The sequence below is a fragment of the Mesorhizobium sp. LSJC269B00 genome (assembly GCF_000502815.1).
GTDB lineage: Bacteria > Pseudomonadota > Alphaproteobacteria > Rhizobiales > Rhizobiaceae > Mesorhizobium.
In genome coordinates this window covers 61854-86566 of sequence record NZ_AYVN01000012.1, presented here as the reverse complement: position 1 = coordinate 86566, position 24713 = coordinate 61854, and the positions used below count along the sequence as shown (strand labels likewise).

Genomic DNA, 24713 nt, shown 5'->3' with positions numbered 1-24713 from the left:
AGGAAGCTAACAAGCCCTCGATTGCTTGCTTCGCCCCGGTGGTTCCCGCGCGAAGCGCTGCAATCCGCAAACCTATTTCTGCGCAATGATTGGCGGGTTCGGACCGTCAGCCGTGTTGCCGTTGAGCTGATTGGTGCCATAGGACGATATGACACCGCCATTAACGATGGCCGTGCCCGTCGTATTACCGGAGATCGTCGATCTGCCGACCCGGATGGTCGCGTTGGCGCCGTCGGCACGCAGGCCGCCTGCCGCTCCGTTGTTGGCCACGGCAACGCCGTCAACCATGATGTTGATCGCAGGCCCGCCGACCGGGTTCAGGATGCTGATGCCGGCATTCGTGTTGCCCGACACGCTGCTATCCACGATCGTCGTGTTGGAGCCGCCCGTGTTGCTGGTGCCGTCAGCCTTCACGCCGGCCAGGTTGTTGTTCTCAATCGTCGAGTTCTCGATGATGACCTTGGCAACGCCGGCTGCGGTCGGCTGGATATGAACGCCGTCCGCGCCGTTGCCGGTGATGAAGCTGTTGGTGATATAGAGTTCGGACGCGCCCGACGGTGCGAACAGGATGCCGTTGCCGTTCGGCGCCGCAGAGCTGTTGCCACGAATGACGCAATCCTCGATGTGCAAGGCGGCGCCGACGAGAAAGCGGACGCCATTGATTCCAGGCGATGCCGTCGCTGTGTCGATATCGAGACCGCGCAGAACGACGACGTCGGTCGCCAACGCGTTGATGGTCACTTGCGTCCCCGCATTCGATATGCCTGCCTCGACGTCCTCGCAAGCGATCGTTATCGACTTGGTGATCGTCACCGCGCCAAAGCCGCCCGGGTCGACGCAATTGATTTCGCCGCCGGCAGCCGTTTTCGAGATCGCGCCGGCGAAAGTCTTGCAAGGTGCGGTGCGGCTGCACGGATTGACGTCGTCGCCAACGCCGGAAACCCACGTCCGGGGCGCCTGCGCGGACGCCGGCGTGGCAAGACAAGCCATCACCATGGCGACTAAAATAGAAGATACCATGTATACAATTTTATTCATCTTCTCACCCCCTCAATGGAAAACTAGGAACTATTGCAGATATGCAATAGAAATCTAACACACCACAGCCAAAAGAGCAACTAGACCACAATTCAATCTGAAATCGGCTCTGTTTCTCGGCCGGCAAAAGCGATCCCCGCGAAGATTGCGATGGTCTCTCTGACAGCCCGGTGGAGCGGACCGACAAATCGGGCGCCCGTGGCAAGACATCGATTTCGGTCGTCTTGTAATCTGGCTGTCAGCCACGCCCTACTTCGCGTGGTCCTGCCTCAAGATCATGTCATCAGGACTGGCAGTCGACAACGACAGAGAGGACTGGTGGCAGTACTCCGGGACCCGCCCGGTCATTCAAGCTGGTTGCGCGTCCAGCCATAAAATGCACTTGGCGCGGTGTTGCCGCGCCAAGCGTTGCTATCAACAGTTAACCCCTGCAGCTATTTCAGCGCGATGGTTGGCGGATTGGGACCGTCAGCAGTGTTGCCGTTGAGCTGGTTGGTGCCGTAGGACGAGATCAAGCCGCCGTTGACGATGACCGTGCCGGTGCCATTGCCGGAGATCGTCGAGCGGCCGACGCGGATGGTTGCGTTGGCGCCATCGGCACGCAGCCCGCCGACCACGCCGTTATTGGCGACGGCAACGCCGTCAACCATCATGCTGATCACCGGGCCACCAGCCGGATTGAATATGCTGATGCCGGCGTTGGTGTTGCCCGACACGCTGCTGTTCACGATCGTCGTGTTGGAGCCGCCCGTGTTGCTTGTGCCGTCAGCCTTCACACCGGCCAGGTTGTTGTTCTCAATGGTCGAGTTCTCAATGATGACCTTGGCAACGCCGCCGGCGGTCGGCTGGATATGAATGCCGTCATTGTTGCCGGTGATGAACGAGTTGCTGACATAAAGTTCGGCTGCGCCCGACGGTGCGAACAAAATGCCGTTGCCGTTCGGCGCCGCAGCCGTGTTGTCGCGAATGACGCAATCCTCGACATGCAAGGCGGCGCCGGCAAGAAACCGGATTCCATTGAGACCTGGCCCAGCCGTCGCGCTGTCGATATCGAGACCGCGCAGAACGATGATGTCGGTCGCCAACGCGTTGACGATGATGCCATTCACCGACGCATTCAACACGCCCGCCTCAACGTCCTCGCAGGCGATCGTCATGGATTTGGTGATGGTCACCCCGCCGAAGCCGCCTGGATCGATGCAATTGATTTCGCCGCCGGCGGCGGTTTTCGAGATCGCACCGGCGAAGGTCTTGCAAGGTGCGGTACGGCTGCACGGATTGGCGTCGTCGCCAACACCGGAAACCCATGTCCGGGTCGCCTGTGCGGACGCCGGCGTGGCAAGACAAGCCACTACAATTGCAACTAGAATTGATGACAATAGGTATGTGATCGATTTCATATGCCCACCCTCCAAATTTTGAGCAAGTTAATACTTGCAGCCGAGCAAGGAAACATACCCCGCTACATCTAAAAAAGCAACTACTGATGTGACCAGCCCTGCGGATGCAACTGTTCTAAATCCGGCTTTTCTGCAACCGAGAAATATTGCTGAATCGCCGTAAAATATAGCGGCCATCACAATGGATGTTACGATATTTTGCTTAGCAATTTTATGGCTGTCGCGCTGAGAGACCGCCGTTACAGCATGAAAACAATCACTGACCCAGGATGCTGACCGTTGCACGATTCGGCAAGCCGCGACAATTCAGGGTAGTGTCTCAGTTTGAAATTTCGGCCGCTGACTTTTTGTAAGGGCCACGCTTTCCGGGCTTCGGCGCAACGGCGTCCATCTTCTCGCAGAGATCGTCCATCGACCAGAGCGTCCTGGAAACGCCAGCGGCCATTGCCGGCGTCATTTTCAGCGTCTTGTGCATTTTGATGAAGTTGTACCAGACGGTGTAAATGGCGACCATGTGGACATGGTTTTCGAACTTCTTTGAGAACGCATTGGTAAGGCGCGTGAAGCGGCGATTTGCCATGCGCATAGTGAGATTGGCGCGTTCGATATGCGACGTGCTGACGTGCACCGGATCGGGATTGCCTGCAATCCGCGTCTTGGTCGCGCCAGTGCAGACAGCCGGGCTATAGCGGCGCTCTGGCGAGGTCTTCTTGCCTTCCGGCTCACCGTATTGCTTGATGAGCATGGCGTAATCGATATCCGCTCCAAAGGCTTCCTCGACCGCATTGAGATAGGCGCGGTGGCCGTCCGTCGTAAGCTGGACGCGGTTGGCAAGACGGTCCTTCACGTCGTCCATGAAGGCCAGCGCATATTCGCCGTCGCGACCGCCGACCAGCCAGGAAATGATAAGCTTGCTGTCGCTGTCCAGGGCGGTCCAAGTCCACACGTCGCCAGCGCGGTCAACCGGCTGCTTCATGGCCGAAACGTTCTTTGCCTTCGCGCCGACAAACGACCAGATTTCATCGCACTGGACGCGCTTGGAAGCGACGTTGCGCACTTCGCTGTCGTGCAGTTCGGCACAGAACTTGCCAGCATCGACCAACAGCTTGGACACGGTGTTGATCGACACATCGGCAACGCGGGAGATTGAGCGCATCGAAGAACCCTCGCAAAGCATGGTGAGGATTTGGACGCGGGTTTTGAGAGGCAGCTTGTTCATTCGCCTAATATGTGAACTTTTATGCTTAGCGTCAAGGACAAATATCGATTTGGCTTTAGCCTCCTGTTAGGGTATCGAGTCAAATTGTCGCAACCCTTGGCGGGGCGGACTATTGACTTATATGTCAATCCTTGCTGCTATCAAGCGGCACGTTAGGGCTGGACGCTTGTTCCCTCTAGAAATGGAGTTGGCAAGCGACCCGGTTGTTCGAGGCATTTACCTGTCGGAAGACATGCGGGGGCTGATCTATGGACCATGGGCATCTGAAAATTGCCATCCGCGTGTCATGAGGCTTCAGGCTGATCTAGAAGCGTTTGTAAAGGGTGAGACAGTTTCCCTTTGCCTTGAGCCGTATTCGGCTGGCAAAGCCTTCTTCGGGAGGCTGTCAGATGTCTCAGACGAGGTTTGGGATATTCGCAGCCGCAGCCCGAAGCCTGGCCTGCGCTTATTTGGCAGCTTTGCCGCTCCTAACCAGTTCGTGGCCTTTACGTGGCGACCGCGCTCAAAGCCGTGGAATGGTCGCCAGCCTATGGGTGACCGCTACGATCAGGAGTGGGAGAAAATGAAGGCCGAATGCCTGTCGCAATGGAACGCTCTGTTCCCTAGACACAAACCTATGCATGGAGAAGACGCTGATGACTATGTCACCGAAACCGGATTTTCTCTCGGAGATATCTGAGGGCATCAAAATCCCAGAGGCCAAGATGGCCTATTTTGAGCAGAGGGCCCTGAACGGGTTCTACGACTATGTCATGCGCCGGTTTGCGGAAGAGCAAAAGAATTCCAAGCTGACTAAGGCAACTCTGGCTAAACGCATCGGGCGCGGGCCTGACCAAGTCAACCGCATGCTGGCTTCGCCCGGCAACTGGACGATTGGCACCCTCGCTCGCCTATTGGTTGGGATCGCTGGCGAGGAGCCGATTCTAACTTCGAAGAAATTGGCCGGAAGGAAGCCGCAAAATATGACGGTGGAGGCCTTGCTTGAACCGCCTTCCGAGCAACCGTCCAAGCTGCGGCTTCCGCAGGCGCCTTCCGCTACAGCGTCAAATGCGAAGGCGGTCGAAATTAAATTCGAGCCGGCCTAAATGGCAAAGAAACCGATAAACGTTACGAACGCGATCCTGTGTGAGTATGTAGCGCAGGGAAGCTTCAACAAGCATACGCTGGTCAATGTCTTTTCCGGCGATGTTGTGGCAAGGGAGTTCCCGGTTGAAATACCGTTTGGCATTTTTCTTATTCTCGATGAAGTAAATATCAGACTGCTCAAGCTAGAATTGCTGGTAAACGGCGAGAGTGTGTTTGTTGGGGAAGCAGACGGACCCTTTCGTGGTACAGGGCCGCTCGCAATAGCGTCCTTCAAGGTCAAAGTGAAAGAACCCAATTCTGTTATGGAATTGGTGCTTTCTTCCGCCGATCACAAAAATACCATAGCTATAAGCAAGAAGGTTCTCCAAGGGGAAATTACTTATGCCGCCCCTCCCACCGCTTCGAAGCCGCCTTCTTAGCAATCTCGGCGCGCCGCTCTGGCGTCATGTTGGCGGCGCGCTTCTTGCCACCCTTCGAACCAAGCTCTTTGGCGGCGGCGTTCTTACCGTCGTCAATCACGTCGTCGGCTTCATCGCCGGTGGCAATTCGCATGACGCGCACGGCATTGCCGATCACGTCGGCGGGGCGCTTCTGGCCTTTAGGTCCGGTGGGCATTTAGCTGGGGTACTCCACGATAACGACATAGCCGGATGGTAGATCGTAGGGGCCAATCTCTGTGGCGATTTCGCGCTTCGGCTGCCAAATCACATTGATGACCCGGCTGCCCTCTTCGCCTAGGCTATGGAGAAGGGTCTTCAGCCGCTCAATGTCGTCCGGGCATGTCTCGACGGTATACGACATGAAACCTCCCATGCTTTCCGCTAAACATATAGGAGTTCGGCCCGGACCGCGACAAGCGCGGCCGAAATTTCAAACTGAGACACTACCCAATTGCGGCTGTCATGGGCCGAATACACCCTCGCCTGGACCCGGCGGCGGCGATTATGCCTGAATGCTGCCAATTTGCTGGCGAGCCGCGACGCCGGAACAGCGCGTCGGGATCACTCCGGCGCTTTGTCGGGCATGCATTCCAGCGCGCTCAGCGTCCAGCTGCTGGTCTTGGAGGTGATGTCGGCGACCTTCCATTTGCCGTCGATTTTCTTCAGCGACCACAGCATTTCGCGTTTGGAATCATCGCCTTCCGCAAAAAGGCTGAAGGTGGCGGTGACTTCGGCCGTATCGCCATTGACGGTCTCGGCCAGCTTCAATGTCTTGGCAATCGACTTCTGGTCGAAATCCTGCGCGTCGAGGCCGGGATCGAAGTCGAGGCAGGCGACTTCGTCGGGCTTGTTCTTCGTTGCCTGGTCGTTGAGATCGAACAGCTTGGTCACCGGCTCGGTGAAGCGGTCGCGGTACTTTGCATCTCCCTCGAATTTCACCTCGGGCAGATAAAAGAACTTCACGGCGTTGGAAGCCGGCCCGGCCAGCACCGTCGCAGGCAAGGCAATCGAAAAGACAGCGGCAAGCACTATCGGTTTCATGCAGGATCTCCGGACGTTTGGCGGCAAGGCGGCAATACCAGACATCCTGCATATCGGCTTTTTTGCGGCTCATGAAGCCCCGGCTTGCACCGTCTCAGCCATCCAGCCAGACGTTCTGCAGGTCCATCTCGAAGGTCTGGTGGACGCCGTAGTTCTTCACCTTCTTGTTCATGTGGCTGTAGAGCTTCTGCCAGAAGGGTTGAATGATGACGCCGGAATCCTGCAGGATCTGCTCGACATCCTTCATCACCTCACGCCGTTTCTCCACGTCGATCAGCGACAGCGCCTGCTTCAGCTTGGCGTCGAAGTCCGGGTTGGAATAGGCCGATTCATTCCAGGCTTCGCCGGTGCGATAACCAAGCGCCAGCACCTGGACGCCAAGCGGGCGCATGTACCAGATGGTCATCGAATAGGGATACTTCGTCCAGTCGTTCCAGAAGGTCGAGCCCGGCAGCACCGTGCGCTTCACCTTGATGCCGGCGTCGCGCAGCTGGCCCGCAATCGCGTCGCCGGTGTTCTTCTGCCAATCGTCCTCGACGGTGATCAGCTCGTGCTCGAAATCGGCCTGCCCTGCGTCGGCCATCAGCTTCTTGGCGCCGGCCGCGTCGCGCGTCTTCTTGAGCAGCGCGAAATATTCAGGATGGATAGGGCTGACATGGTGGTTTTCACCGACCGTCCCTCGCCCGGCATAGCCGAGTTCCAGCACCGCATTGTTGTCGACCGCCATCTGCAGCGCGCTGCGCACCCGCTGGTCGTCATAGGGCTTGTGGGTAACGTTCGTGCGGGCAACCAGCGTGGTTGCCGTCGCAACCTCGGACTTCTCCAGCCCCATCTTATCCAGGATGTCGATGAAGTCGGCCGGCGTCTCGAAATTGAGGTCTATCTCGCCGGATTCGAAGGCGTTGATCGAAGCGTTGAAGTCGGTGCCGTAGTCGATGAACTCGACGCTGTCGAGCGGCGCTTCACCACCCCACCACTTGCCGTTTTCACGACGCTTGACCACCGCCTTCTGGCCAACATCGTAGGAGACCAGTTCGAACGGGCCCGTGCCGATCGGCTTCTTGACCGGGTCGGCGCCTTCGGCGTCGAAATTGCGGTGGACGACGAGCGCGGGATAATCGGTGAGGTTCGGGATCAGCGAAATGTCGGGCGCGCTGAGCGTCAGCTTGACCGTATTGTCGTCGACCTTGGCGATCGCGCCTTCCCTGGCCTTGCCCGACTTTTCGTCGATCAGCCCGCCGACGCGAGCGGCCATGGAGTTGCCGGCGACCTTCTTCTCGCACCAGCGGGTAACATTGAAGACCACGTCATCGGCGTTGAAGGCATCGCCATTGTTCCAGGTGATGCCCTTGCGCACATGCAACGTGTATTCCGTGGCGTCGTCATTGATGTCCCAGCTTTCGAGCAGCACTGGCTCGAAGGTGAATTCCCTGGTGTAGCGGACCAGCGGCTCCAGCCAGCAGCGCGAGATGTTGGCCAGTTCCACCCAGTCATAGGTGCGCGGATCTTTTTGTGCCTTGACCGACATCGATATGTGCAGCGTGCCGCCCTTCTTCGGCTCCTCGGCAAAAGCCTGTCCCGGCGCGGCAAGGCCGATCATGCCGTAGGCCAGCGCCGTCGATGCGCCGAACGCACTTGCCAATGCAAGAAACTCGCGCCGGTCCATACGGCCAGCACGCGTCTCTTGCGCCATCGCCTCGATGGCCGTCGGCACGCGATCGCCATTGCTTTTGAAAAGTGTCATGTCTTTCTCCCTTGCGGTTCCCATCGGGTCTTCGCCCGTTATCAACTCATTCGTCGTTCTCTTAGCTAACGCTGTCGGGCAGCCTCTCTTCGCGCTGCGCGATAAAGTCCCTGAGGCCCTCGGCAATGCCCTCATCGAGTTTCGGCTCTTCATAGTCGGCCAGCATGTTGCGGGCTTTCTCGCGGCCGCGCGTGTCGTGGTCCTTCGCCCCTCCGGCCTTCCATTGTTCGTAGGAGTTGAAATCCATGATGGTGGGCATGAAGAATGCCGACTCGTAATGATCGAGCGTGTGCTGGGTGCCGAGGAAATGGCCCTGCGGCCCGACTTCGCGGATCGCCGCCATGGCCTCCTTGAAATCGTCGAACGGCAGGCCGCCGGCATATTTATACCAGCCGACAAGCTGCTCGCAGTCGGTGGCGAATTTCGAATAGCCGCATGTCAGCCCGGCCTCCAACCAGCCGGCGGAGTGCCAGATATAATTGGCGCCGGCGAGGATGGCGGCATGCATCAGCATGTTGGATTCATAGCCGGCCTGGGCGTCGTTGAGCTTGGAGCCGACATGGAAGCCGGAGGTTCGCCAGGGCAGTTTGTATTTCCGCGCCAGCGCGCCCATCAGATACATCATCTGGGCGGCTTCCGGCGTGCCGCCCATCGGCGCGCCGGTCTTCATGTCGACCGTCACCATGAACTGGCCGTAGATTTGCGGCGAACCCGGGCGCAGCAGTTGGGTGAAAGCGACGCCGGCCAGTGCTTCGGCATTGACCTGCGCCACCGCGCCGACGGCCGAGGCCGAAGTCGATGCGCCGCACAGCGCAAAGGGAGCCAGGATCAGCGGCTGATTGCTGCGCGCATAGACCTTCATCGCGTCCAGCATGGTGGCGTCCCACACCAGCGGCGAGTTGCAGTTGGTAATCGACACCAGCACCGAGTTGTCGCGAACGAAATCTTCGCCAAAGACGATGCCCGCCATCGCCATCGTGTCTTCGGCGCGGTCTTTGGAAGTAACGATGCCCATGAACGGCTTGTCGGAATGCTTCAGCGCCGAATGGATGATGTGGAGATGCCGTTTCGGCACCGCGATCTCCATCGGCTCGCAGATGATCGAACTCGACGAATGCAGCGCCGGGGCCATGTAGGCGAGCTTGTGGAAATTGTTGAGGTCTTCAAGCGTGCCATAACGCCGGTTGTTGTCGAGGTCGCGCACGTAAGGCGCGCCATACATCGGCGCGAAGATGGAGTTCTTGCCGCCGACGCGCACGGTGCGCTCGGGATTACGCGCATTGAGGGTGAATTCGGACGGAACCTTCGCGACCAGTTCCATCAGCAGGCCGCGGTCGATGCGGACGCGTGTCTCGGACACGTCGGCGCCCGCCGCCTTCCACATGGCGATCGCCTCGTCGTCGCGGAACTCGCAACCGACCTCTTCGAGGATGGCGAGTGACTCCTGGTGGATCAGTTCCACCGCCTCGTCCGGGACCATCTGGTAGGTGGGGATCTCGCGGACCAGCGTCGGGAACGAGGTGACGGGGGCGCTCCTCAGCGCCTTGCGTCCGAGGCGACCGCCGCCGCGGCGGTGGGTTTGCTCGGTCAGTTCAGCGGCCGGTGCGTTCATGGAGCCTCCTCATTCCGTCCAACCAAGTTAGCGAGAGGAAATATGGATGTGATGCTGGAAAATCCTGATCTCTTGTATAAGCTCAGCTTATGCGAAGCCTGCGCCACCTCCTGCCCTCGGCCGGCAGCCTGATCGTCTTCGAGGCGGCGGGCCGGCTGTCGAGCTTCACCGCTGCCGGGCGCGAGCTCGGCATGACGCAGGCCGCCGTCTCTTATGCGGTGCGCGGGTTGGAGGAACAGCTTGGCGCGCAGCTGTTCCAGCGCCGCCACCGCCAGGTCATCCTGACAGAAGCGGGCGAACGCTTCCATGCCGACGTCTCGCTCGGTCTGTCGCATATCCGCAAATCGGCCGAGGATCTGCGCCTGCAGGCGAGCGGCGGCCATGTCACGCTGGCGGCGTCGACCGCCTTCGGCTCGTTCTGGATGATGCCGCGGCTGCAGCAGTTCCGCGACGAACTGCCGGGCATCGACTTGCGCATCCAGACCGCCGACCGCGATCTCGACATCATCGCCGAGGGCATCCCGCTCGCAGTTCGCGGCGGCGAACCGCGCGACTGGGCCGATTATCATTCGCTGCCGCTGGCCGACGAGGAGATTTTTCCGGTGGTTGGCGCCAGCTATCTCGCGAAATTCGGCATGCCAAGGAGCGTCGCGGAGCTGGCGACGCATCGCCTGATCCACCTCGAGGAGCCCTACCGCGAGGCGGCTAGCTGGGACGAATGGTTCCAGTCTGCGGGCGGCAGGCTCGACAACACCGCGCGCGGCCTGCGCATCAACGATTACGGCCTCGTGATCCAGGGCGTCATGGAGGGCCAAGGCATCGCGCTCGGCTGGCGGCATCTGGCCGAACGGCTCCTGGCGTCGGGGCTGCTGGTGCCGGTGACCGACCATGTGCTGAGAACCGGCAAGGCGTTCTATGTGGTTTGGCCGAAGAACCGGGAGTTGAGCGAGAATGCGCGGAAAGTCAGGGACTGGCTGGCGGCGCAGGCTTGAAATCGGTTGCAGCGTAGTCACTATCGCGGAGTTCCTTCACCCCCCCTCTGTCCTGCCGGACATCTCCCCCGCAAGGGGGGAGATTGGCAGTTCATATGTCGCGTCACCCTTCAAGCATTGGAGATTGGCGAAAGCCGTCGTGACATCTGATCTCCCTCCTTGCGGGGGAGATGGCCGGCAGGCCGGAGGGGGGGGTGCTGTCCCGCTGGCGTCTCCAATGTACGGCATTCATTGAAGCCTTCCGCACACCCTTCGAATCCGCCTATAATACCCCCATGCCCATTCGCCAGCTTTCCGAAACGATGATCAACCAGATCGCCGCCGGCGAAGTTATCGAGCGTCCGGCGAGCGTGGTGAAGGAACTGGTCGAGAACGCGCTCGACGCCGGCGCCTCCCGCGTCGAGGTCGTCACTGCCGGCGGCGGGCTGAACCTGATCCGCGTCACCGATGACGGCTCCGGTATCCCCGAACAGGAACTGGCGCTGGCCATTGCGCGCCACTGCACCTCGAAACTTGCCGGCAACATTCACGATATCCGCTCGCTCGGGTTCCGTGGCGAGGCATTGCCGTCAATTGGTTCGGTGTCGCGACTGTCGGTTCGCTCGCGCACGGCCGCAGGCGACGCTGCCGCCGAGATCGCCATCGAAGGCGGCCGCGTTTCGGCGGTCAAACCGGCGGCGGCCAACCGCGGCACCACGGTCGAGGTGCGCGACCTGTTCTTCGCCACGCCGGCAAGGCTCAAATTCATGAAGGGCGAGCGCGCCGAAAGCTCCGCCACCAGCGACGTGGTCAAGCGCATCGCCATCGCCTTCCCTGCCGTACGCTTTACGCTCGCCGGCTCCGACCGCTCGACGCTGGAATTGCCGGCGACCGATGACAGTACCGAGGGCAGCCTGCGCCGCGTCGCCCAGGTGATGGGCGCCGAGTTTCCCGACAATTCCATCGCTATCGACGCCAGCCGGGACGGCGTGCACCTGACCGGCCACGTCTCGATCCCGTCCTTCACCCGCGCCAACGCGCTGCAGCAATATGCCTATGTCAACGGCCGGCCAGTGCGCGACAAGCTGATTGCCGGCGCCATTCGCGGCGCTTTCGCCGATGTGCTGCCGCGCGACCGGCACGCGGTGACCGTGCTGTTCCTGACGCTCGATCCGGCGACCGTCGACGTCAACGTCCACCCAGCCAAGGCCGATGTGCGCTTTCGCGACCCCGGCCTGGTGCGCGGGCTGATCGTCGGCGCCATTCGCGAGGCGCTGGCCAATGCCGGCATCCGCGCCGCCACCAGCGGGGCCGCCGGGATGGTGGCGGCGTTCCGGCCGGGAGCCGCCTCCTACGCCCATGCGGGTCCTGCCAACGGTCATCGCAGTTATGACGCGGCCTACCGGGCCTCGGGCTTTTCGGGCTTTGACCGCTCGCCACAGCGGCCGCTGGATATGGGATTTAACGGCGCCGGCTTCCGCGAAAACGACCAGGCTGGATTCGACGCCGGTCCGCTCGCCAGCGCCGATGCGCGTGCCGGCTTAGCCGAGCCGGCCGAGACGCTGCTCGGCACCGCGCTGGGCGCCGCCCGCGCGCAGGTCCACGAGAACTACATCGTCGCCCAGACGAGGGATTCGCTTGTCATCGTCGACCAGCACGCGGCGCATGAGCGGCTGGTCTACGAGGCGCTGAAGAATGCCCTGCACTCGCGCGCGGTGCCCTCGCAGATGCTGCTTCTGCCGGAGATCGTCGACCTGCCGGAGGAGGACGCCGAGCGGCTGGCCATGCATTCCGAAACGCTGGCCCGGTTCGGCCTCGGCATTGAGCGTTTCGGTCCCGGCGCGGTGGCGGTGCGCGAGACGCCGTCGATGCTCGGCGAAACCAATGTCCAGCAATTGGTGCGTGATCTTGCCGACGAGATCGCCGACAACGACACGATCGAGACGCTGAAGGAACGACTGGACAAGATCGCCGCGACTATGGCCTGCCACGGCTCGGTCCGCTCCGGCCGCCTGCTCAAGGCCGAGGAGATGAACGCGCTGCTGCGCCAGATGGAGGCGACGCCGGGATCCGGCACCTGCAACCACGGCCGCCCGACCTATATCGAGCTGAAGCTTGCCGATATCGAGCGGCTGTTCGGACGGCGGTGAGCACAAGCCAGGTCAGGGCACACGCTCAATTCACCAACAGGCGATAGTCCTTGAATCTATGAGAGAAAACGTAATCCCTTGAGTAGCCGGCGCTACCGCCGCGAAAATTCACGGAGATTGTCTCGAAGCTTCCCCCAACCTGTTTTTGAACATTCATGTAGATGGGAGTCATCAGCATGCCGGCATCGCAATCGTCGTCATCGAAAACGATCTCCTGAACGACCTTCTTTTTCTTCTTGTCGATGACCCGCAGCTTACTCATGCAGACGAGAAAGCCGGCTTTCTCGTAGACCCCGGCAAATCTGTGGGTGGCTGTCTGCGCCCAGAAGGGGATCTCGACGGTGCCGTCAACCTTCGCCTCACCGGTATCGTCGAGGCTTGCGACCTTCTTCAGCACGATCGGGAACTTGTCCAGGCCTCTGTTCCAGGTCCCCGTTGCGCCGCTTTCGCCAAGGTCGAGAGAAAACGGACATCGGGCGGTGTCGACCGGCGTTTTCGATCCAATGACCAGGACCCGGTCGAATTCCTTGTCGTCCGCAATCTCGCAAAGGGAGACGCTGGTACCGGTGATCTTGCCGTACACCGCTATCGGGCTTTGCTTCGCGTCGTAGAAATAGCTTCCTTCGACCGTAATCCCGCTGCCCTGTCATATCTCTGCAGTGACAGATGGACTGGATTAGGCCCGATGGACCCTTCGTAGTTTTCGACCTGGTACCAGCCAGCGAAGGCTTTCCCGGTCAGCAGCAAAACGCAAAAGATTGCCGATATGAACAGTTTTCCCATTCCATCCCCCAGCCAGGCAACTCACCATAACGGTCCTTCCTCCGGGTGTCTGCATGCTGGGGATACGGTTCCCGGTTTGAGTCCGGAAACGGTTCCAACTTTTTGATTTAACGCTTCAAATTCACCACGATCACACCGCCGAGCGCCAGCGCGCCGCCGAGGAGACCGAGCAGTGTCGGCACTTCGCCCAGCCAGAAGAAACCGATCAGGGCAGACATGGGCGAGACCAGATAAAGGAAGTTCGAGGCACGGGCGGCCGGGAGACGCGACAGAGCGGTTGCCCAGGCGGCATAGGCGATCAGGCTGGGCACGATGCCAAGAAAGATCACGGCGCCGATCCCGGCCGTGTTGGCGACCGCTGCCTGCGCAAAGCCGCTTGGCAAAAAGGGCGCCAGGCAAAGTGCGCCAAGGATCATGTTCGAGGCCGAAATGGTCAGCGGGTGATGGCGGGCAAAGAGCGGCTTCTGGACGATCGTGTTGACGGCCGAGCACAGCGCGGAGCCAAGAACCAGCAGCGCGCCGGTGTCGAAACTCAAGCCATTGCCGTCGGCGACCGCAATGATGCCGATGCCGGCGAAAGAAATGGCCGTGCCGAACCAGGCCCACGTTGAGAAACGCTCGCCCAGCAATGCCATTGCCATGATGGCGGTGAAGATCGGGCTGACATTGATGATGAAACCGGCGGCGCCAGCCGACACGGTCAGTTCGCCGTAATTAAGCATGACGGTGTAGAGCGCGACGAAAATGGCGCCGCCAAAGCCGAGGCGCCACACTTCATCGAGCCTCGGCAGTGCCGGGCGCTTGACGGCAAGAAAGATCGCCGCCGGCACCGCGGCAATGGCAAAGCGCAGCGAACCGAGTTCCAGCGGCCCGAAGGCGGCGAGACCCGCACGAATCGCTGGAAAGGCCGACGCCCAGCCGACCACCGTCAGAGCCACGGCGATGGCTGCCGTGGTGTCCATCCGCTGTGTCTGATTCGATGTGCCGGTTACTGCGCTCATCCCACTGTCCTCGCGTTTTTCAGTCATGAACCGCAGAAAGCGCCTTTTCGGCGCCGTTGACAAACGATCAAATCGAGGATCACCTGTGACTATGGATCACAGCTCAGACACAATGGTGCCGCTCGAGACACTGCGTGCTTTCGATGCGGCGGCGCGCACGGGGAGCTTTTCGGCCGCGGCCGAGAAGCTCAACATCACCCATGGCGCCGTCAGCCGGCAGATCGCCAAGCTGGAGGACTGGCTGGGCCTGAAAGTGTTCGACCGCGGGGCCCGCGGCGTCTCGCTGACCATCGAGGGCAACCGCCTGCATCTGCGCACAGCGGAAGCCTTTGCGCTGATCTCCAGCCATTCCGACCGCTGGGTCGAGCCGCGCGGCACCGCCGTGGTGCGGCTTACATCGATACCCTCCGTCAGCGGGCTGTGGCTGATGCCGCGCATGGCGGCGCTGGAGAACAATCCCACCAAGCTGCGCATCGTGCTCGACGTCGACATCCGCCAGGCCGACCTTGCCGATGAAGGCATCGACCTGTCGGTCCGCTGCGGGCGCGGCGGCATTCCGGGCCGGATCTCGGTGAAGCTGTTCGAGGAACATGTCTTTCCCGTCGCCGCGCCTGGCCTTGCCCGCGAGATCGGTCGCGGCGACCCGGCCCGGCTGCTCAAATTTCCACTGATCAACGATTCCGACGCCTCCGGATGGCGTGCCTGGTTTGCCGCGCAAGGCATGGACTACCGCCCGCGCCCGCAGGACCGCCGCTTCGAGGACTATAATCTGGTGCTCGACGCTGCCGCCTATGGGCTCGGCATCGCGCTGGCGCGGCCGCCATTGACCCGACATCAGCTGGAGTCGGGCCGCATCGTTGCCGTCGATGAGCGCACGGCGCTGAACCCGGTGTCGTACTGGCTCGACCGGCCGCTGGGGCGGCCGCGCACGGCTGCCGCCGAGCTTTCGCGCCGCATCGCAATTGAGGCTGGGCTGGCGATGGAAAAGATGGAAGCGTTCCTCGAAGCCGAGCGATAGCGGCGATTGTTCGGTGCTCAGCCAAGCACCAGCAAGGCGAGCCCGACAATGGCGACGGCCAGAAACCCGGCTGCCAGCGCCATCAGGCCGACACGCATCTGCTGCCGGCCTTCGGGCTGGACCGTGTCATTCGACCCAGACATCGCCTGCCCCCGCTTCGCCGCCGCGTCGGTGGCGGAGGCGCGGCGCGGCGGCGAAACCCCCGGTGCGAGAAGCGCAAACCAGGGCAGTCCTGCCGGCTTTGCGGCAGCGCCATCATCGGCCCTGGCCGGCGGCACCGGCAGACCGCGCTGTGCATCGTCGTTGGCTGGCGTCGCCTTGCCTGTCGCAGCCGTTGTCGGCCCGAAATCGTCGGGCGCCGCGTCACCCGGTTCGGCAAGCGCCAGATAGGCCTGCAGGATCTCGGCTGAACCCGTCTGCTGCCCCTTTGCGACGGCTGCGGACAACAGCGCCTGCAGCGCCGGCGCCGCTGCCGGCTGCAAAGGCGCACCGGATGGCGTCGGCGGCTGCACCAGCGCCTTTATAAGTGCTGCTTTCGCCGGATCGGCCTTCGCCGACGGCACCGCTGCCAATATCATGGCCTCGCGCAGCAGCGCAGTCAGGCGGGCGGATGAAATGTCCATGCCGGTCCCATAAGAATGGTTTGGAGCCGACAATAGCGCCTCAGCATTGCGTCAAGCTTGACCTTGCCGGCAATTTATGGCGATGAAATCAGCATGAACTCTGGCACCACCCCATGATGAACCGCTTCGAAGGCCCTGGCGGCAAGGAAGCCCGGATCCGCTATCTCGACGGCGACTTCCAGGTCACCAGCCCCGGCGCATTCGTGCGCTGCGCTGTGACCGGTGAGAGCATTCCGCTGGACGAGCTCAAATATTGGAGCGTCGCCAGGCAGGAGCCCTATGTCAGCGCCGCCGCCTCGCTGCGCCGCGAGATCGAAACGCATCCGGACCTGCGCAGCCGGGGCTAGATCGGCACACCGGAAAGCAAGGCTCACCGTCGATCTGATTTTCCTGGAACGCCTGCAGGACTATGGCTTTGAGGATGCCGGCGCGTTTTCGACCGAAAAGTCGAATTTATGAACAAGCCGATCTCCGACAAGCACTTTGATGGAATACGGCCCGATCGGATCACCCTCGGCCATGCACCACCCATGCGAGATCCATCCGTCCTGCGGTTTGTAGAACATGGTGGTCTCGGAGACCCTTCGATCGCCCGATAGCTTGCTCAAGCTGTATTCGTTTCCGTCGATACCACCCCACTGCCTGGGCTCCGCGGGAAGCGCGAACACCTCGGTGACCGATACCAGTCTGTCGCCTTGCGCCAGACGTACGCGCCATTCAAAGCAGGCGCTATCGGGGATAAGCGGTACAATGTTTGAGGGCCGAACGTGGGTAGCACCGTCCGCTTCGGTGACCGAGACCAGAAATTCGCTGTCGGTCGCGGTGGGTGCCTGCGCCGAAGATGGGGTCGCCATCGCCACAAGAACAAAGCCCACAAAGAGTGCCCGCAACCTAACCATTCCACCCCCCGCGCTGAAGCCGGTCTGACTTATAATTGTGATAAGCGGCGAGAAATATCCTGTGTCAACGCGGGAGCGCCCTACCCTCGCAGCCGGCGCTGTCTCCAGGCATCCAGCGTCTCGTCGATGATCCGCTCCGGCACATTGTCGAGCTCGAACGTGGCGTCTATCTCCAGCACGTCGAGTTGACCAAGGAATTCAGCCGAGGCTGCGCCATGGCGCAGCCGGGCTGCGTCCTTGGCGGTGGTCACGAGGCCCAGTCCCTCACGGCGCGCGGTTGCCGCCAGTTCGGCGAGTTCGTCGGGGGCATAAAAATGATGGTCCGGAAACGACCGGCTCAGCGCCACTTCCGCGCCCGTGCCGCGCAGCGTCTCGAAGAATTTTTCGGGATGGCCGATGCCGGCAAAGGCGAGGAACCGCCGGCCGGCGAACCGCTCCTTGCCGCCCGGTTCAGCATGCGCCTCGAAGATCGGCCGGCCGGCGCGCGCCGCCTGGCGCACGACCTNACCGCTCCTTGCCGCCCGGTTCAGCATGCGCCTCGAAGATCGGCCGGCCGGCGCGCGCCGCCTGGCGCACGACCTGGTCGGCGGCGGTGCCCTCGCCCATCTTCAACAGCCCATCGGTGAACACCAGTTGGTCGACGACGTTGGCGCGCAGCGGCCCACCCGGAATGACGCGGCCATTGCCGATGCCGTAGCGGGCGTCGACGACGACCAGCGCATAATCAATATGGATGCGCGCGCTCTGAAAACCGTCATCCATGATCAGGAAATCGCAGCCATGGGCTTCCATGAGCAGCTTGGCGCCGGCGGCGCGGTTCGGGCTTACCGCAACCGGCGCATGCTCGGCCAGAAGCAGCGGCTCGTCGCCGACATGCTTGGCGGCGTCGTGACTGGCATCGACGACATGCGGCTGCGCAAACGAGCCGCCATGGCCGCGCGACAGGAATCCGGGATTGAGCTGCATGCGCCTGGCCTGCTTGGCCAGCGCGATGGCGACCGGCGTCTTGCCGCTGCCGCCGACGGTGAAGTTGCCGACGCAAAGCACTGGCGCGTCGATCTTTTCACGTACCGCCCGATGCATGCGGCGGCCGGCGACGATGCCATAGACGGCTGATAGCGGCGACAGCGCAAAGACCCGCCAGTCCGGCGCTTCCCACCAGAAAGGTGGTGCTTCCGACGCCACCTATCGCCCGTCGGCGCCCTTCAGGCGCGACTTGACGATCAATGGCTGGATATAAGGCTCGAGCGACTTCAGCGTGTGCGCCAGCGCACCGCGCATCTGGTCGACTGTGGCGGCACCGGCCGCCATCATCTCGTGGCGCGCAACTTCATTGCTCAGCAGGAAATTGACGGCGCCGGCCAGCATGTCGCGGTCGCGCACCAGCTTGGCGCCGCCGCTGTCGAGCAGGCGCTGATAGGCCTCGCGAAAATTCTGGACGTTGCGGCCGGCCAGCACAGCGGTGTCGAGCATGGCCGGCTCCAGCGGATTCTGGCCGCCTTCCGAGGTCAGCGAGCGGCCGACAAAGGCGATTTCCGTCAGCCGGAGATAAAGCCCCATCTCGCCGATCGTATCGCCGAGCAGGATATCGCTGTCGGCGGTGATCCGGTCGCCCTTGCTGCGCCGCGCCAGCTTCAGGCCCATGCCGGAAATCTGTGCGGCCAGCGCTTCGGCGCGGTCGGGATGGCGCGGGACGATGATCGTCAGCAGGCCATGGTGGCGCTTGTAGAGCGTGGCGTGGACTTCCGCCGCGACCACCTCCTCGCCGTCATGGGTCGAAATTGCCGCCCAGGTCGGGCGGCCGGCGATCTGGCGCTTCAGCGTCGCCAGCGCCCGTTCGTCGACGGGCGGCGGCAAGGTGTCGACCTTGAGGTTGCCGGACACGGTGACCGGCCGGGCGCCAAGCGCGCGAAACCGTTCGCCGTCGACATCGGACTGGGCAACGACATGTGCAAGGTTCTCGAACAGCGCCTCGGCGATGTTGGCGCGCTTCTTCCAGGATTTGAACGAACGGTCGGAGAGCCGGCCGTTGACCAGCACCTGCGGCACGTGGCGGGCGCCGAGCTCGAGGATCGTCATCGGCCATATCTCGGATTCGGCGATGATAGCCAGGTCCGGCCGCCAGTGATCGAGAAAGCGGCTGACGGCCGGCTTGAGGTCGAGCGGAACATATTGGTGGATGATGCGGTCGCCCAGCCGTTCGTCGGCAACCTGCGCCGAGGTCACTGTTCCCGTCGTCAGCACGATGTTGACACCGTAGTCGAGGATGCTTTGCACCAGCGGCACGACCGCAAGGGTCTCGCCGACGCTTGCCGCATGGATCCAGATCACCGGCCCTTCGGGGCGCGGCCGCCCGGCAACGCCGTAGCGCTCACGGCTGCGGCTGCGGTCTTCCTTGCCCTGCGATGTGCGCCAGGCGACATAGGGACCCATCAGCGGATAGGCGGCTGCACCGGCAAGGCGGTAGGCCGCCAGGAAGGCGCGCGCCCAGCCGACGCTCATGGCCTGCCGTCCACGAGCCGATAGGCCTCGGCGGTTGCGGCATTGAGCGCGGCCGTGACTTCCTGGCGCTTGCGCTCCATCTCGGCCTCGTCGGCATTGGCCGGCACGAAAACCGGCGTTCCGATGACGATCGAGGAGCGGCCGAACGGCAGGTTGATGGTGGTCTTGTCCCAGCTCCTTTCCAGCACCTTGCGGCGGCTGGTGGCGATGGCGGCAGGCATGATCGGCCGGCCGGAAAGGCGTGCCAGCAGAACGATACCAAGCCCCGCGTCGCGCGGCGTGCCGTGGGGAATGTCGGCGATCATGGCGACGTTCTTGCCGGCGACGAGTGACTTTTTCAGGGCAATTAGCGCCTTGGCGCCGCCCTTGTCGAGATGCTTCGTGCTTTCACGCCCGCCGGAGCCGCGCACCGCCTCGATGCCGAATTTTTCGATCATCAGCGCGTTGAGTTCGGCGTCGGCGCTGCGCGAGACCATGGCGACCAGCGGCCGTCCCTTGGGATAATAGGCTGGGGTCAGCAGATGCTGGCCATGCCAGAGCGCGATGATGCCGGGTTCGAATTCGGCGTAGTCGCCGCCTGAAAATTTAGCCGAGCCTTCGACCACGCGGTTGGTCAGGCGCACCAGGCGGACGAACTGGGCGAGCAGGCTGACGATCATGCTCTTGACGATTCGCGACTGCGCCAACGGCTCGCGGATCTTGCGCCAGAACGTCTTCGAACTGCCGCCGCGTCTTCTTCGGACCGCGGCGCCGGTGGGCTGCCCTTTCACCGCTTCATGCTCCATCGCTGTCAACCGGCGGCCTTGCTTTCAGGGTCGAGCAGCCGGTGCAGATGGACGACGAAATAGCGCATATGGGCATTGTCCACGCTGGCTTGCGCCTTTGCCTTCCACGCGGTGTGCGCGGTTTGATAGTCCGGATAAACGCCAACGATGTCGAGCGCGTCGAGATCGCGGAACTCGGTGCCTCCCAGCTTCTTCAGCTCGCCGCCGAACACCAGGTGCAAAAGCTGTTTCTTTCCGTCTTCCGCGGCCATTTCGGTCCTTCACATATTGTGAGTTTGCGACAGGTCTAGCCCAAAGCTGCCGACTTTGGAACCTTCGATCACGCTTCCGTATCGGCAATGACGCCGGCAAGCACGGTCAGCAACTGCCCGCTGCCGGCGACCAGCGCGCCGTGACGGATGATCTCCCCGGCATAAAGCGGCGCGCGGCCATGGCCGTCGAGCACGGCGCCGCCAGCCTCGCGCAAGATGAGATCGGCGGCGGCGATATCCCAGTCATGCGCGTTGGGCTTGACGAAGGTTGCGTCGAGCGTGCCGTTGGCGACCATCGCCAGCCGGTAGGCGAGAGAGGGAATGTGCGCCGCCCGCCGCACCCGGCCCTGCCATTGCGCCGGCATCAGGTCGATCAACTGCTTCAGCCCGCCGATCTCGACCGTCTTACCCAGGCCGCGCACGGCAATCGGCTTGCCGTTGCGGAAAGCTCCATGGCCAGGCAGCGCCCAATAGGTTTCGCCCTTGGCCGGACATTCGAGCACACCGGTGAGCGTGCGGCCATTCTCGACCACCGCGACGCTGACGCACCACGAGCGCAGGCCTTCGAGGAAGCCGCGGGTGCCGTCTATGGGGTCGACGACAAAGGTGCGCCGCGCCAGAAGCCGCGCCGGATCGTCAGTCGTTTCCTCTGATAGCCAGCCATAGTCCGGCCGCGCCGCAAGCAGGGTCTCGCGCAAATAGGCGTCCGCCGCGTGGTCGGCTTCGCTGACCGGCGAGGTGCCGCCCTTCATCCACACTTGCGGGTTCTTGCCGAAATAGCGCATGGCGATCGCGCCCGCCTCGCGGGCGGCGTCGCGCAGCAGATCGAGGTCGTCCGAGGCCCCGGCCGATATGACCGGGTCACGCTCCGGCAAGGGTCATTCCTTCGATCAGCAGCGTCGGTGCGGCGGTGCCGAAATCGCGGTCAAGATCGCTCGCCGGCACCATGTTGAGGAACATCGTCTTCAAATTGGAGGCGATGGTCACCTCGGCCACCGGATAGGCAAGCTCACCATTGTCGATCCAGAAGCCGGATGCGCCACGGCTGTATTCGCCGGTCACCATGTCGACGCCCTGGCCGAACACTTCGGTGACATAAAAGCCGGATTTCAGCGACCTGATCAGGTCTTCCGGCGTCCTGTCGCCCGGCTCGATGGCGAGATTGGTCGAAGACGGCGATACCGACGAGCCGCTGCGCGCGCCGCGTCCGTTGGTGGTCAGCCCCAATTCCCGCGCGGCGGACGTCGACAGGAACCAGTGCTTCAGCACGCCGTTCTCGACCATCAACAGCTTTTCGCCCTCGACGCCTTCGCCGTCGAACGGGCGCGAGGCCTGGCCGCGACGCCGTAGCGGCTCGTCGGTGACGGTGATGGCAGCCGACGCAACCTGCTTGCCCATCATCTCGCGCAAGAAACTGGTCTTGCGCGCCACCGAAGCGCCGTTGATGGCGCCGGCGAGATGGCCGGCAATGCCGCGCGCGACGCGCGGATCGAACACAACGTTGACCGGACCGGTCGCCGCCTTGCGGGCGCCGAGGCGGCGCACGGCGCGCTCGCCGGCCTTGCGGCCGATCAGCTCCGGCGCGTCGAGATCGGAAAAATGCTGGTTCGAGGAGTATTCGTAGTCGCGCTCCATGCCGGTGCCTTCGCCCGCAATAACGCTGGCCGAACGCGAAAAGCGCGATGCGACATAGTGGCCGACGAAGCCGTTCGACGTGGCCAGCACCAGCCCGCCAAGACCGGCGCTGGCGCCGCTGCCGGCCGAATTGGTGACGCCCTTGACTGCAAGGGCCGCTTCCTCGGCGGCAAGGGCCGCTTCCTTCAACTGATCGGCCGAAACCTCGGTGGCGTCGAACAGATCGAGGTCGCGCACCTTGCCGACCAGCAAAGCCGGATCGGCGAGACCCTGATAGGGGTCCTCGGGCGAGACTTTGGCCATGGCCACGGCGCGTTCAGCCAGCGCCTTGGGGTCCGATGCCGCCGTCGCCGAGACGCTCGCCACCCGGTTGCCGACGAAGACGCGCAGCGAGACATCGTCGCCCTCGGACGCTTCGGTGTTCTCGACCTTTCCCAGCCGCACCGACACGCCGATCGAGCGGCCGCGCACGGCAACCGCGTCGGCGGCGTCGGCGCCGGCCCGCTTGGCAGCCTCGACCAGTGCCGCGACGCGGTCGGTCAATTTCGCTGCCTCGGATGTATCGGTCATGCGCATGGTCCTGGCTGAAGCCGCGCCGGGCGGTAGCGGCTGTTGCACCATCTATTGTCCCGATGCGCCTTGTGCAATGGCGCCCGGGCAATTGTCCCGCTGCGGCATAGCGCCCAAGCGGCCCGCAAAGCCCATCCGCGGCGGCCGCCACAGACGCGCGGCTTGACCGGTTTGCGAGTTTAACCGAGGCCGATTTCCGTCAAGGAGTGGCGACCGGCGTCCAGATCACGTCATCGATCCTCGTCGCGCCCGTTGCCAGCATCACCAGCCGGTCGAAGCCGAGCGCCGAGCCGCTGGCTTGCGGCATGATGGCGAGGGCGGCGAGAAAATCCTCATCCAGCGGATAGCGCTCGCCATAGACGCGCTCCTTCTCGTCCATCTCGGCGGCAAAGCGCCGGCGCTGCTCGGCCGGATCGGTCAGTTCGCCAAAAGCATTGGCGAGCTCGACGCCGCAGCAATAGAGCTCGAAGCGCTCGGCCACGCGCTGGTCCTCCGCGCTCGGCCGGGCGAGCGCCGCTTCCGAGATCGGATAGCCGTACAAGATGGTGGCCCGCCCCTGCCCCAGCACCGGTTCGACCTTCTCGACCATTACCCGGCTGAACAAATCGGCCCAGTTGTCATCGTCGGCCGTGCGCAGGCCGGCCTTGACCAGAGCATCATGGAGTGCGGCGCGGTCTGTGCCGCCATCGGCAGAAACGGTGGCAAGAAGATCGATGCCGGCGTAACGCGCAAAAGCTTCCGCCACGCTCACGCGTTCCGGCTCGGCAAACGGATCGGCCTCGCGGCCGCGAAAGCGGAAGGTTTTGGCGCCGGCCCGCTCAGCCGCGAGCTTCAGCAGTTCGGCGCAATCAGCCATCAGGCTCTCATAGGTTTCGCCGACCCGGTACCATTCGAGCATGGTGAACTCCGGGTGATGCAAAGGACCGCGCTCGCGGTTGCGCCAGACGGCGCCCAGGCTGAAGATGCGCCGTTCGCCGGCGGCAAGCAGCTTCTTGCAGGCGAATTCCGGTGAGGTGTGGAGGTAACGCGGCCGGCGCGCACCGTCGGCGCCGATCGCCTCGGTGGCAAAGGCTGAGAGATGCGCCTCATTGCCCGGTGATATCTGCAGCGCCGCCGTCTCGACCTCGATGAAGTCGCGCTCGCCAAACCAGCTGCGCATTGCGGCAGCTATGGCGTTACGCGCCATCAGCCGCGGCCGGCGGTCGGCGTGAACATCCGGCGTCCACCAGGGCGAAGCGCCAGTCATGGGTTTGCCGGGCAACGGAATTGCTGACAGGGCTGGCGGTTCGGGCCAAGATGCGCTACGGCGACGGCTCTCGCAGCCGATTTGCGCCGAACGATCGTTTCAGGCCAACGAAGTCTAGGATTGAAAACCGTGGTGAAGGTCATCGCCAGTTCGCTCCGTAAAGGCAATGTCGTCGACAAGGACGGCAAGCTTTACGTGATCCTCTTTGCCGAAAACATCCACCCTGGCAAGGGTACGCCGGTCACCCAGCTCGACATGCGCCGCATCTCCGACGGGGTGAAGGTTTCGGAGCGCTACCGCACCACCGAGCAGGTCGAGCGCGCCTATGTCGAGGAGCGCGAGCACACCTTCCTCTACGCCGACGCCGAGGGGTATCACTTCATGAACCCGGAAAGCTACGACCAGGTCGCGGTGCCGGAAAGCGTGGTCGGCGACATGGCGCCCTACCTGCTCGAAGGCATGGCGGTGCAGATTTCGCAGTTCAACGGCATCGCCATAGCCCTGGTGCTGCCGCAGCGCGCTACTTTCGAAGTGGTCGAGACGGAGCCGACGACCAAAGGCCAGACGGCGTCCTCGTCATACAAGCCGGCCGTGCTTTCCAACGGCGTGCGCACGCTGGTGCCGCCGCACATCGCGCCGGGTACCCGCGTGGTGGTGATGACGGCCGATGGCGCTTATGTGGAGCGGGCGAAGGACTGA

The 24713-nt window shown here is 62.7% G+C and carries 26 protein-coding genes and 1 pseudogene; 8 read left to right on the top strand and 19 right to left on the bottom strand.

The genetic code is table 11. The features are described 5' to 3' along the window. Positions 1–72 precede the first annotated feature (72 nt). The 3 genes from X771_RS141760 to X771_RS141770 form a co-directional block, all read right to left on the bottom strand. Positions 73–1038: a right-handed parallel beta-helix repeat-containing protein gene (locus tag X771_RS141760; protein ID WP_031203016.1), complete on the bottom strand. Its 966-nt coding sequence runs from the start codon at positions 1036–1038 to the stop codon at positions 73–75. A gap of 434 nt (positions 1039–1472) precedes the next feature. Continuing rightward, the gene (locus tag X771_RS141765) at positions 1473–2438 is read right to left on the bottom strand and encodes a right-handed parallel beta-helix repeat-containing protein (RefSeq protein ID WP_031203014.1); all 966 of its coding nucleotides are present in this window, start codon (positions 2436–2438) and stop codon (positions 1473–1475) included. A 319-nt stretch (positions 2439–2757) separates the two neighbouring features. After that, positions 2758–3657 (bottom strand): hypothetical protein, encoded by a 900-nt coding sequence (locus X771_RS141770; protein ID WP_023689607.1) that lies wholly within the window; start codon positions 3655–3657, stop codon positions 2758–2760. A gap of 187 nt (positions 3658–3844) precedes the next feature. Between X771_RS141770 and X771_RS1000000168330 the strand changes: the two genes are divergently transcribed. From X771_RS1000000168330 to X771_RS1000000168325, 3 genes are read left to right on the top strand one after another with little or no spacing between them, the layout of a single operon-like run. Next, the gene (locus tag X771_RS1000000168330; protein ID WP_155923242.1) at positions 3845–4336 is read left to right on the top strand and encodes a hypothetical protein; all 492 of its coding nucleotides are present in this window, start codon (positions 3845–3847) and stop codon (positions 4334–4336) included. Then, entirely contained in the window at positions 4278–4742 is a 465-nt protein-coding gene (locus tag X771_RS141775) for a hypothetical protein (RefSeq protein ID WP_023689606.1), read from the top strand. The genes X771_RS1000000168330 and X771_RS141775 overlap by 59 nt, the downstream gene beginning before the upstream one ends. After that, a complete protein-coding gene (locus tag X771_RS1000000168325) occupies positions 4743–5162 on the top strand; it encodes a hypothetical protein (RefSeq protein ID WP_027049645.1) in 420 nt (139 codons plus the stop codon). Here X771_RS1000000168325 and X771_RS141780 read toward each other — a convergent pair. From X771_RS141780 to X771_RS141800, 5 genes are all read right to left on the bottom strand, one after another. Continuing rightward, positions 5119–5358, bottom strand: a complete 240-nt coding sequence (locus tag X771_RS141780; protein ID WP_023689605.1) for an RNA-binding protein — start codon at positions 5356–5358, stop codon at positions 5119–5121. The two genes, X771_RS1000000168325 and X771_RS141780, sit on opposite strands and share 44 nt — an antisense overlap. Then, entirely contained in the window at positions 5359–5544 is a 186-nt protein-coding gene (locus X771_RS141785) for a hypothetical protein (RefSeq protein ID WP_023689604.1), read from the bottom strand. It abuts the gene before it with no gap. A 200-nt stretch (positions 5545–5744) separates the two neighbouring features. Continuing rightward, positions 5745–6224, bottom strand: a complete 480-nt coding sequence (locus X771_RS141790) for a DUF3828 domain-containing protein (protein ID WP_023671589.1) — start codon at positions 6222–6224, stop codon at positions 5745–5747. A 94-nt stretch (positions 6225–6318) separates the two neighbouring features. Then, complete coding sequence (locus X771_RS141795; protein ID WP_031203012.1) at positions 6319–7968, bottom strand: ABC transporter substrate-binding protein; 1650 nt, start codon at positions 7966–7968, stop codon at positions 6319–6321. A 61-nt stretch (positions 7969–8029) separates the two neighbouring features. Then, positions 8030–9580, bottom strand: a complete 1551-nt coding sequence (locus X771_RS141800) for a trimethylamine methyltransferase family protein (RefSeq protein ID WP_023689602.1) — start codon at positions 9578–9580, stop codon at positions 8030–8032. An 89-nt stretch (positions 9581–9669) separates the two neighbouring features. Between X771_RS141800 and X771_RS141805 the strand changes: the two genes are divergently transcribed. Together X771_RS141805 and mutL are read left to right on the top strand one after the other, a co-directional pair. After that, positions 9670–10572, top strand: a complete 903-nt coding sequence (locus X771_RS141805; protein ID WP_023689601.1) for a LysR substrate-binding domain-containing protein — start codon at positions 9670–9672, stop codon at positions 10570–10572. 275 nt (positions 10573–10847) lie between these two features. After that, a complete protein-coding gene (mutL, locus tag X771_RS141810; RefSeq protein WP_023689600.1) occupies positions 10848–12701 on the top strand; it encodes a DNA mismatch repair endonuclease MutL in 1854 nt (617 codons plus the stop codon). Positions 12702–12726: 25 nt separating this feature from the next. On the opposite strand, the gene X771_RS01000000165320 is transcribed toward mutL, so the two are convergent. Further along, on the bottom strand, positions 12727–13284 hold the full coding sequence (locus tag X771_RS01000000165320; RefSeq protein ID WP_023689599.1) for a hypothetical protein: 558 nt from the start codon (positions 13282–13284) through the stop codon (positions 12727–12729). Positions 13285–13591: 307 nt separating this feature from the next. Further along, on the bottom strand, positions 13592–14485 hold the full coding sequence (locus tag X771_RS141815) for a DMT family transporter (RefSeq protein WP_023734232.1): 894 nt from the start codon (positions 14483–14485) through the stop codon (positions 13592–13594). A 91-nt stretch (positions 14486–14576) separates the two neighbouring features. Between X771_RS141815 and X771_RS141820 the strand changes: the two genes are divergently transcribed. Further along, positions 14577–15503, top strand: coding sequence for a LysR substrate-binding domain-containing protein (locus X771_RS141820; protein ID WP_023826123.1), 927 nt, complete (start codon positions 14577–14579; stop codon positions 15501–15503). Positions 15504–15520: 17 nt separating this feature from the next. On the opposite strand, the gene X771_RS141825 is transcribed toward X771_RS141820, so the two are convergent. Then, positions 15521–16126, bottom strand: a complete 606-nt coding sequence (locus tag X771_RS141825; RefSeq protein WP_023671581.1) for a hypothetical protein — start codon at positions 16124–16126, stop codon at positions 15521–15523. Between the two features lie 113 nt (positions 16127–16239). On the opposite strand from X771_RS141825, the gene X771_RS141830 reads away from it, so the two are divergent. Beyond that, positions 16240–16473 (top strand): DUF2093 domain-containing protein, encoded by a 234-nt coding sequence (locus X771_RS141830; RefSeq protein ID WP_023671580.1) that lies wholly within the window; start codon positions 16240–16242, stop codon positions 16471–16473. A 60-nt stretch (positions 16474–16533) separates the two neighbouring features. On the opposite strand, the gene X771_RS141835 is transcribed toward X771_RS141830, so the two are convergent. The 8 genes and pseudogenes from X771_RS141835 to epmA form a co-directional block, all read right to left on the bottom strand. Then, positions 16534–17016, bottom strand: coding sequence for a hypothetical protein (locus X771_RS141835; protein ID WP_156936028.1), 483 nt, complete (start codon positions 17014–17016; stop codon positions 16534–16536). An 89-nt stretch (positions 17017–17105) separates the two neighbouring features. Beyond that, a pseudogene (gene lpxK / locus X771_RS01000000165315) lies at positions 17106–18210 on the bottom strand (tetraacyldisaccharide 4'-kinase). Continuing rightward, complete coding sequence (gene waaA, locus X771_RS141840; protein WP_023689593.1) at positions 18211–19527, bottom strand: lipid IV(A) 3-deoxy-D-manno-octulosonic acid transferase; 1317 nt, start codon at positions 19525–19527, stop codon at positions 18211–18213. Continuing rightward, positions 19524–20312: a lysophospholipid acyltransferase family protein gene (locus X771_RS141845; protein ID WP_023682942.1), complete on the bottom strand. Its 789-nt coding sequence runs from the start codon at positions 20310–20312 to the stop codon at positions 19524–19526. Before X771_RS141845 ends, waaA begins: the two co-directional genes overlap by 4 nt. Before the next feature lie 5 nt (positions 20313–20317). Further along, positions 20318–20563, bottom strand: a complete 246-nt coding sequence (locus tag X771_RS141850) for a DUF4170 domain-containing protein (RefSeq protein WP_023682943.1) — start codon at positions 20561–20563, stop codon at positions 20318–20320. A 68-nt stretch (positions 20564–20631) separates the two neighbouring features. Beyond that, entirely contained in the window at positions 20632–21438 is an 807-nt protein-coding gene (locus X771_RS141855; RefSeq protein WP_023689592.1) for a 3'(2'),5'-bisphosphate nucleotidase CysQ, read from the bottom strand. Next, positions 21425–22768, bottom strand: coding sequence for a TldD/PmbA family protein (locus X771_RS141860; protein ID WP_023709712.1), 1344 nt, complete (start codon positions 22766–22768; stop codon positions 21425–21427). Before X771_RS141860 ends, X771_RS141855 begins: the two co-directional genes overlap by 14 nt. A 199-nt stretch (positions 22769–22967) precedes the next feature. Beyond that, complete coding sequence (epmA, locus tag X771_RS141865) at positions 22968–24014, bottom strand: EF-P lysine aminoacylase EpmA (RefSeq protein ID WP_023689590.1); 1047 nt, start codon at positions 24012–24014, stop codon at positions 22968–22970. Between the two features lie 129 nt (positions 24015–24143). On the opposite strand from epmA, the gene efp reads away from it, so the two are divergent. Continuing rightward, entirely contained in the window at positions 24144–24713 is a 570-nt protein-coding gene (efp, locus tag X771_RS141870) for an elongation factor P (protein ID WP_023682947.1), read from the top strand.

Coding starts and splice junctions, on each gene's coding strand:
- X771_RS141760 (WP_031203016.1), bottom strand. CDS start 1,038: ATGAATAAAATTGTATACATGGTATCTTCTATTTTAGTCGCCATGGTG.
- X771_RS141765 (WP_031203014.1), bottom strand. CDS start 2,438: ATGAAATCGATCACATACCTATTGTCATCAATTCTAGTTGCAATTGTA.
- X771_RS141770 (WP_023689607.1), bottom strand. CDS start 3,657: ATGAACAAGCTGCCTCTCAAAACCCGCGTCCAAATCCTCACCATGCTT.
- X771_RS141775 (WP_023689606.1), top strand. CDS start 4,278: ATGGAGAAGACGCTGATGACTATGTCACCGAAACCGGATTTTCTCTCG.
- X771_RS1000000168325 (WP_027049645.1), top strand. CDS start 4,743: ATGGCAAAGAAACCGATAAACGTTACGAACGCGATCCTGTGTGAGTAT.
- X771_RS141780 (WP_023689605.1), bottom strand. CDS start 5,358: ATGCCCACCGGACCTAAAGGCCAGAAGCGCCCCGCCGACGTGATCGGC.
- X771_RS141785 (WP_023689604.1), bottom strand. CDS start 5,544: ATGTCGTATACCGTCGAGACATGCCCGGACGACATTGAGCGGCTGAAG.
- X771_RS141790 (WP_023671589.1), bottom strand. CDS start 6,224: ATGAAACCGATAGTGCTTGCCGCTGTCTTTTCGATTGCCTTGCCTGCG.
- X771_RS141795 (WP_031203012.1), bottom strand. CDS start 7,968: ATGACACTTTTCAAAAGCAATGGCGATCGCGTGCCGACGGCCATCGAG.
- X771_RS141800 (WP_023689602.1), bottom strand. CDS start 9,580: ATGAACGCACCGGCCGCTGAACTGACCGAGCAAACCCACCGCCGCGGC.
- X771_RS141805 (WP_023689601.1), top strand. CDS start 9,670: ATGCGAAGCCTGCGCCACCTCCTGCCCTCGGCCGGCAGCCTGATCGTC.
- mutL (WP_023689600.1), top strand. CDS start 10,848: ATGCCCATTCGCCAGCTTTCCGAAACGATGATCAACCAGATCGCCGCC.
- X771_RS141815 (WP_023734232.1), bottom strand. CDS start 14,485: ATGAGCGCAGTAACCGGCACATCGAATCAGACACAGCGGATGGACACC.
- X771_RS141820 (WP_023826123.1), top strand. CDS start 14,577: ATGGATCACAGCTCAGACACAATGGTGCCGCTCGAGACACTGCGTGCT.
- X771_RS141825 (WP_023671581.1), bottom strand. CDS start 16,126: ATGGACATTTCATCCGCCCGCCTGACTGCGCTGCTGCGCGAGGCCATG.
- X771_RS141830 (WP_023671580.1), top strand. CDS start 16,240: ATGATGAACCGCTTCGAAGGCCCTGGCGGCAAGGAAGCCCGGATCCGC.
- waaA (WP_023689593.1), bottom strand. CDS start 19,527: ATGAGCGTCGGCTGGGCGCGCGCCTTCCTGGCGGCCTACCGCCTTGCC.
- X771_RS141845 (WP_023682942.1), bottom strand. CDS start 20,312: ATGGAGCATGAAGCGGTGAAAGGGCAGCCCACCGGCGCCGCGGTCCGA.
- X771_RS141850 (WP_023682943.1), bottom strand. CDS start 20,563: ATGGCCGCGGAAGACGGAAAGAAACAGCTTTTGCACCTGGTGTTCGGC.
- X771_RS141860 (WP_023709712.1), bottom strand. CDS start 22,768: ATGACCGATACATCCGAGGCAGCGAAATTGACCGACCGCGTCGCGGCA.
- epmA (WP_023689590.1), bottom strand. CDS start 24,014: ATGACTGGCGCTTCGCCCTGGTGGACGCCGGATGTTCACGCCGACCGC.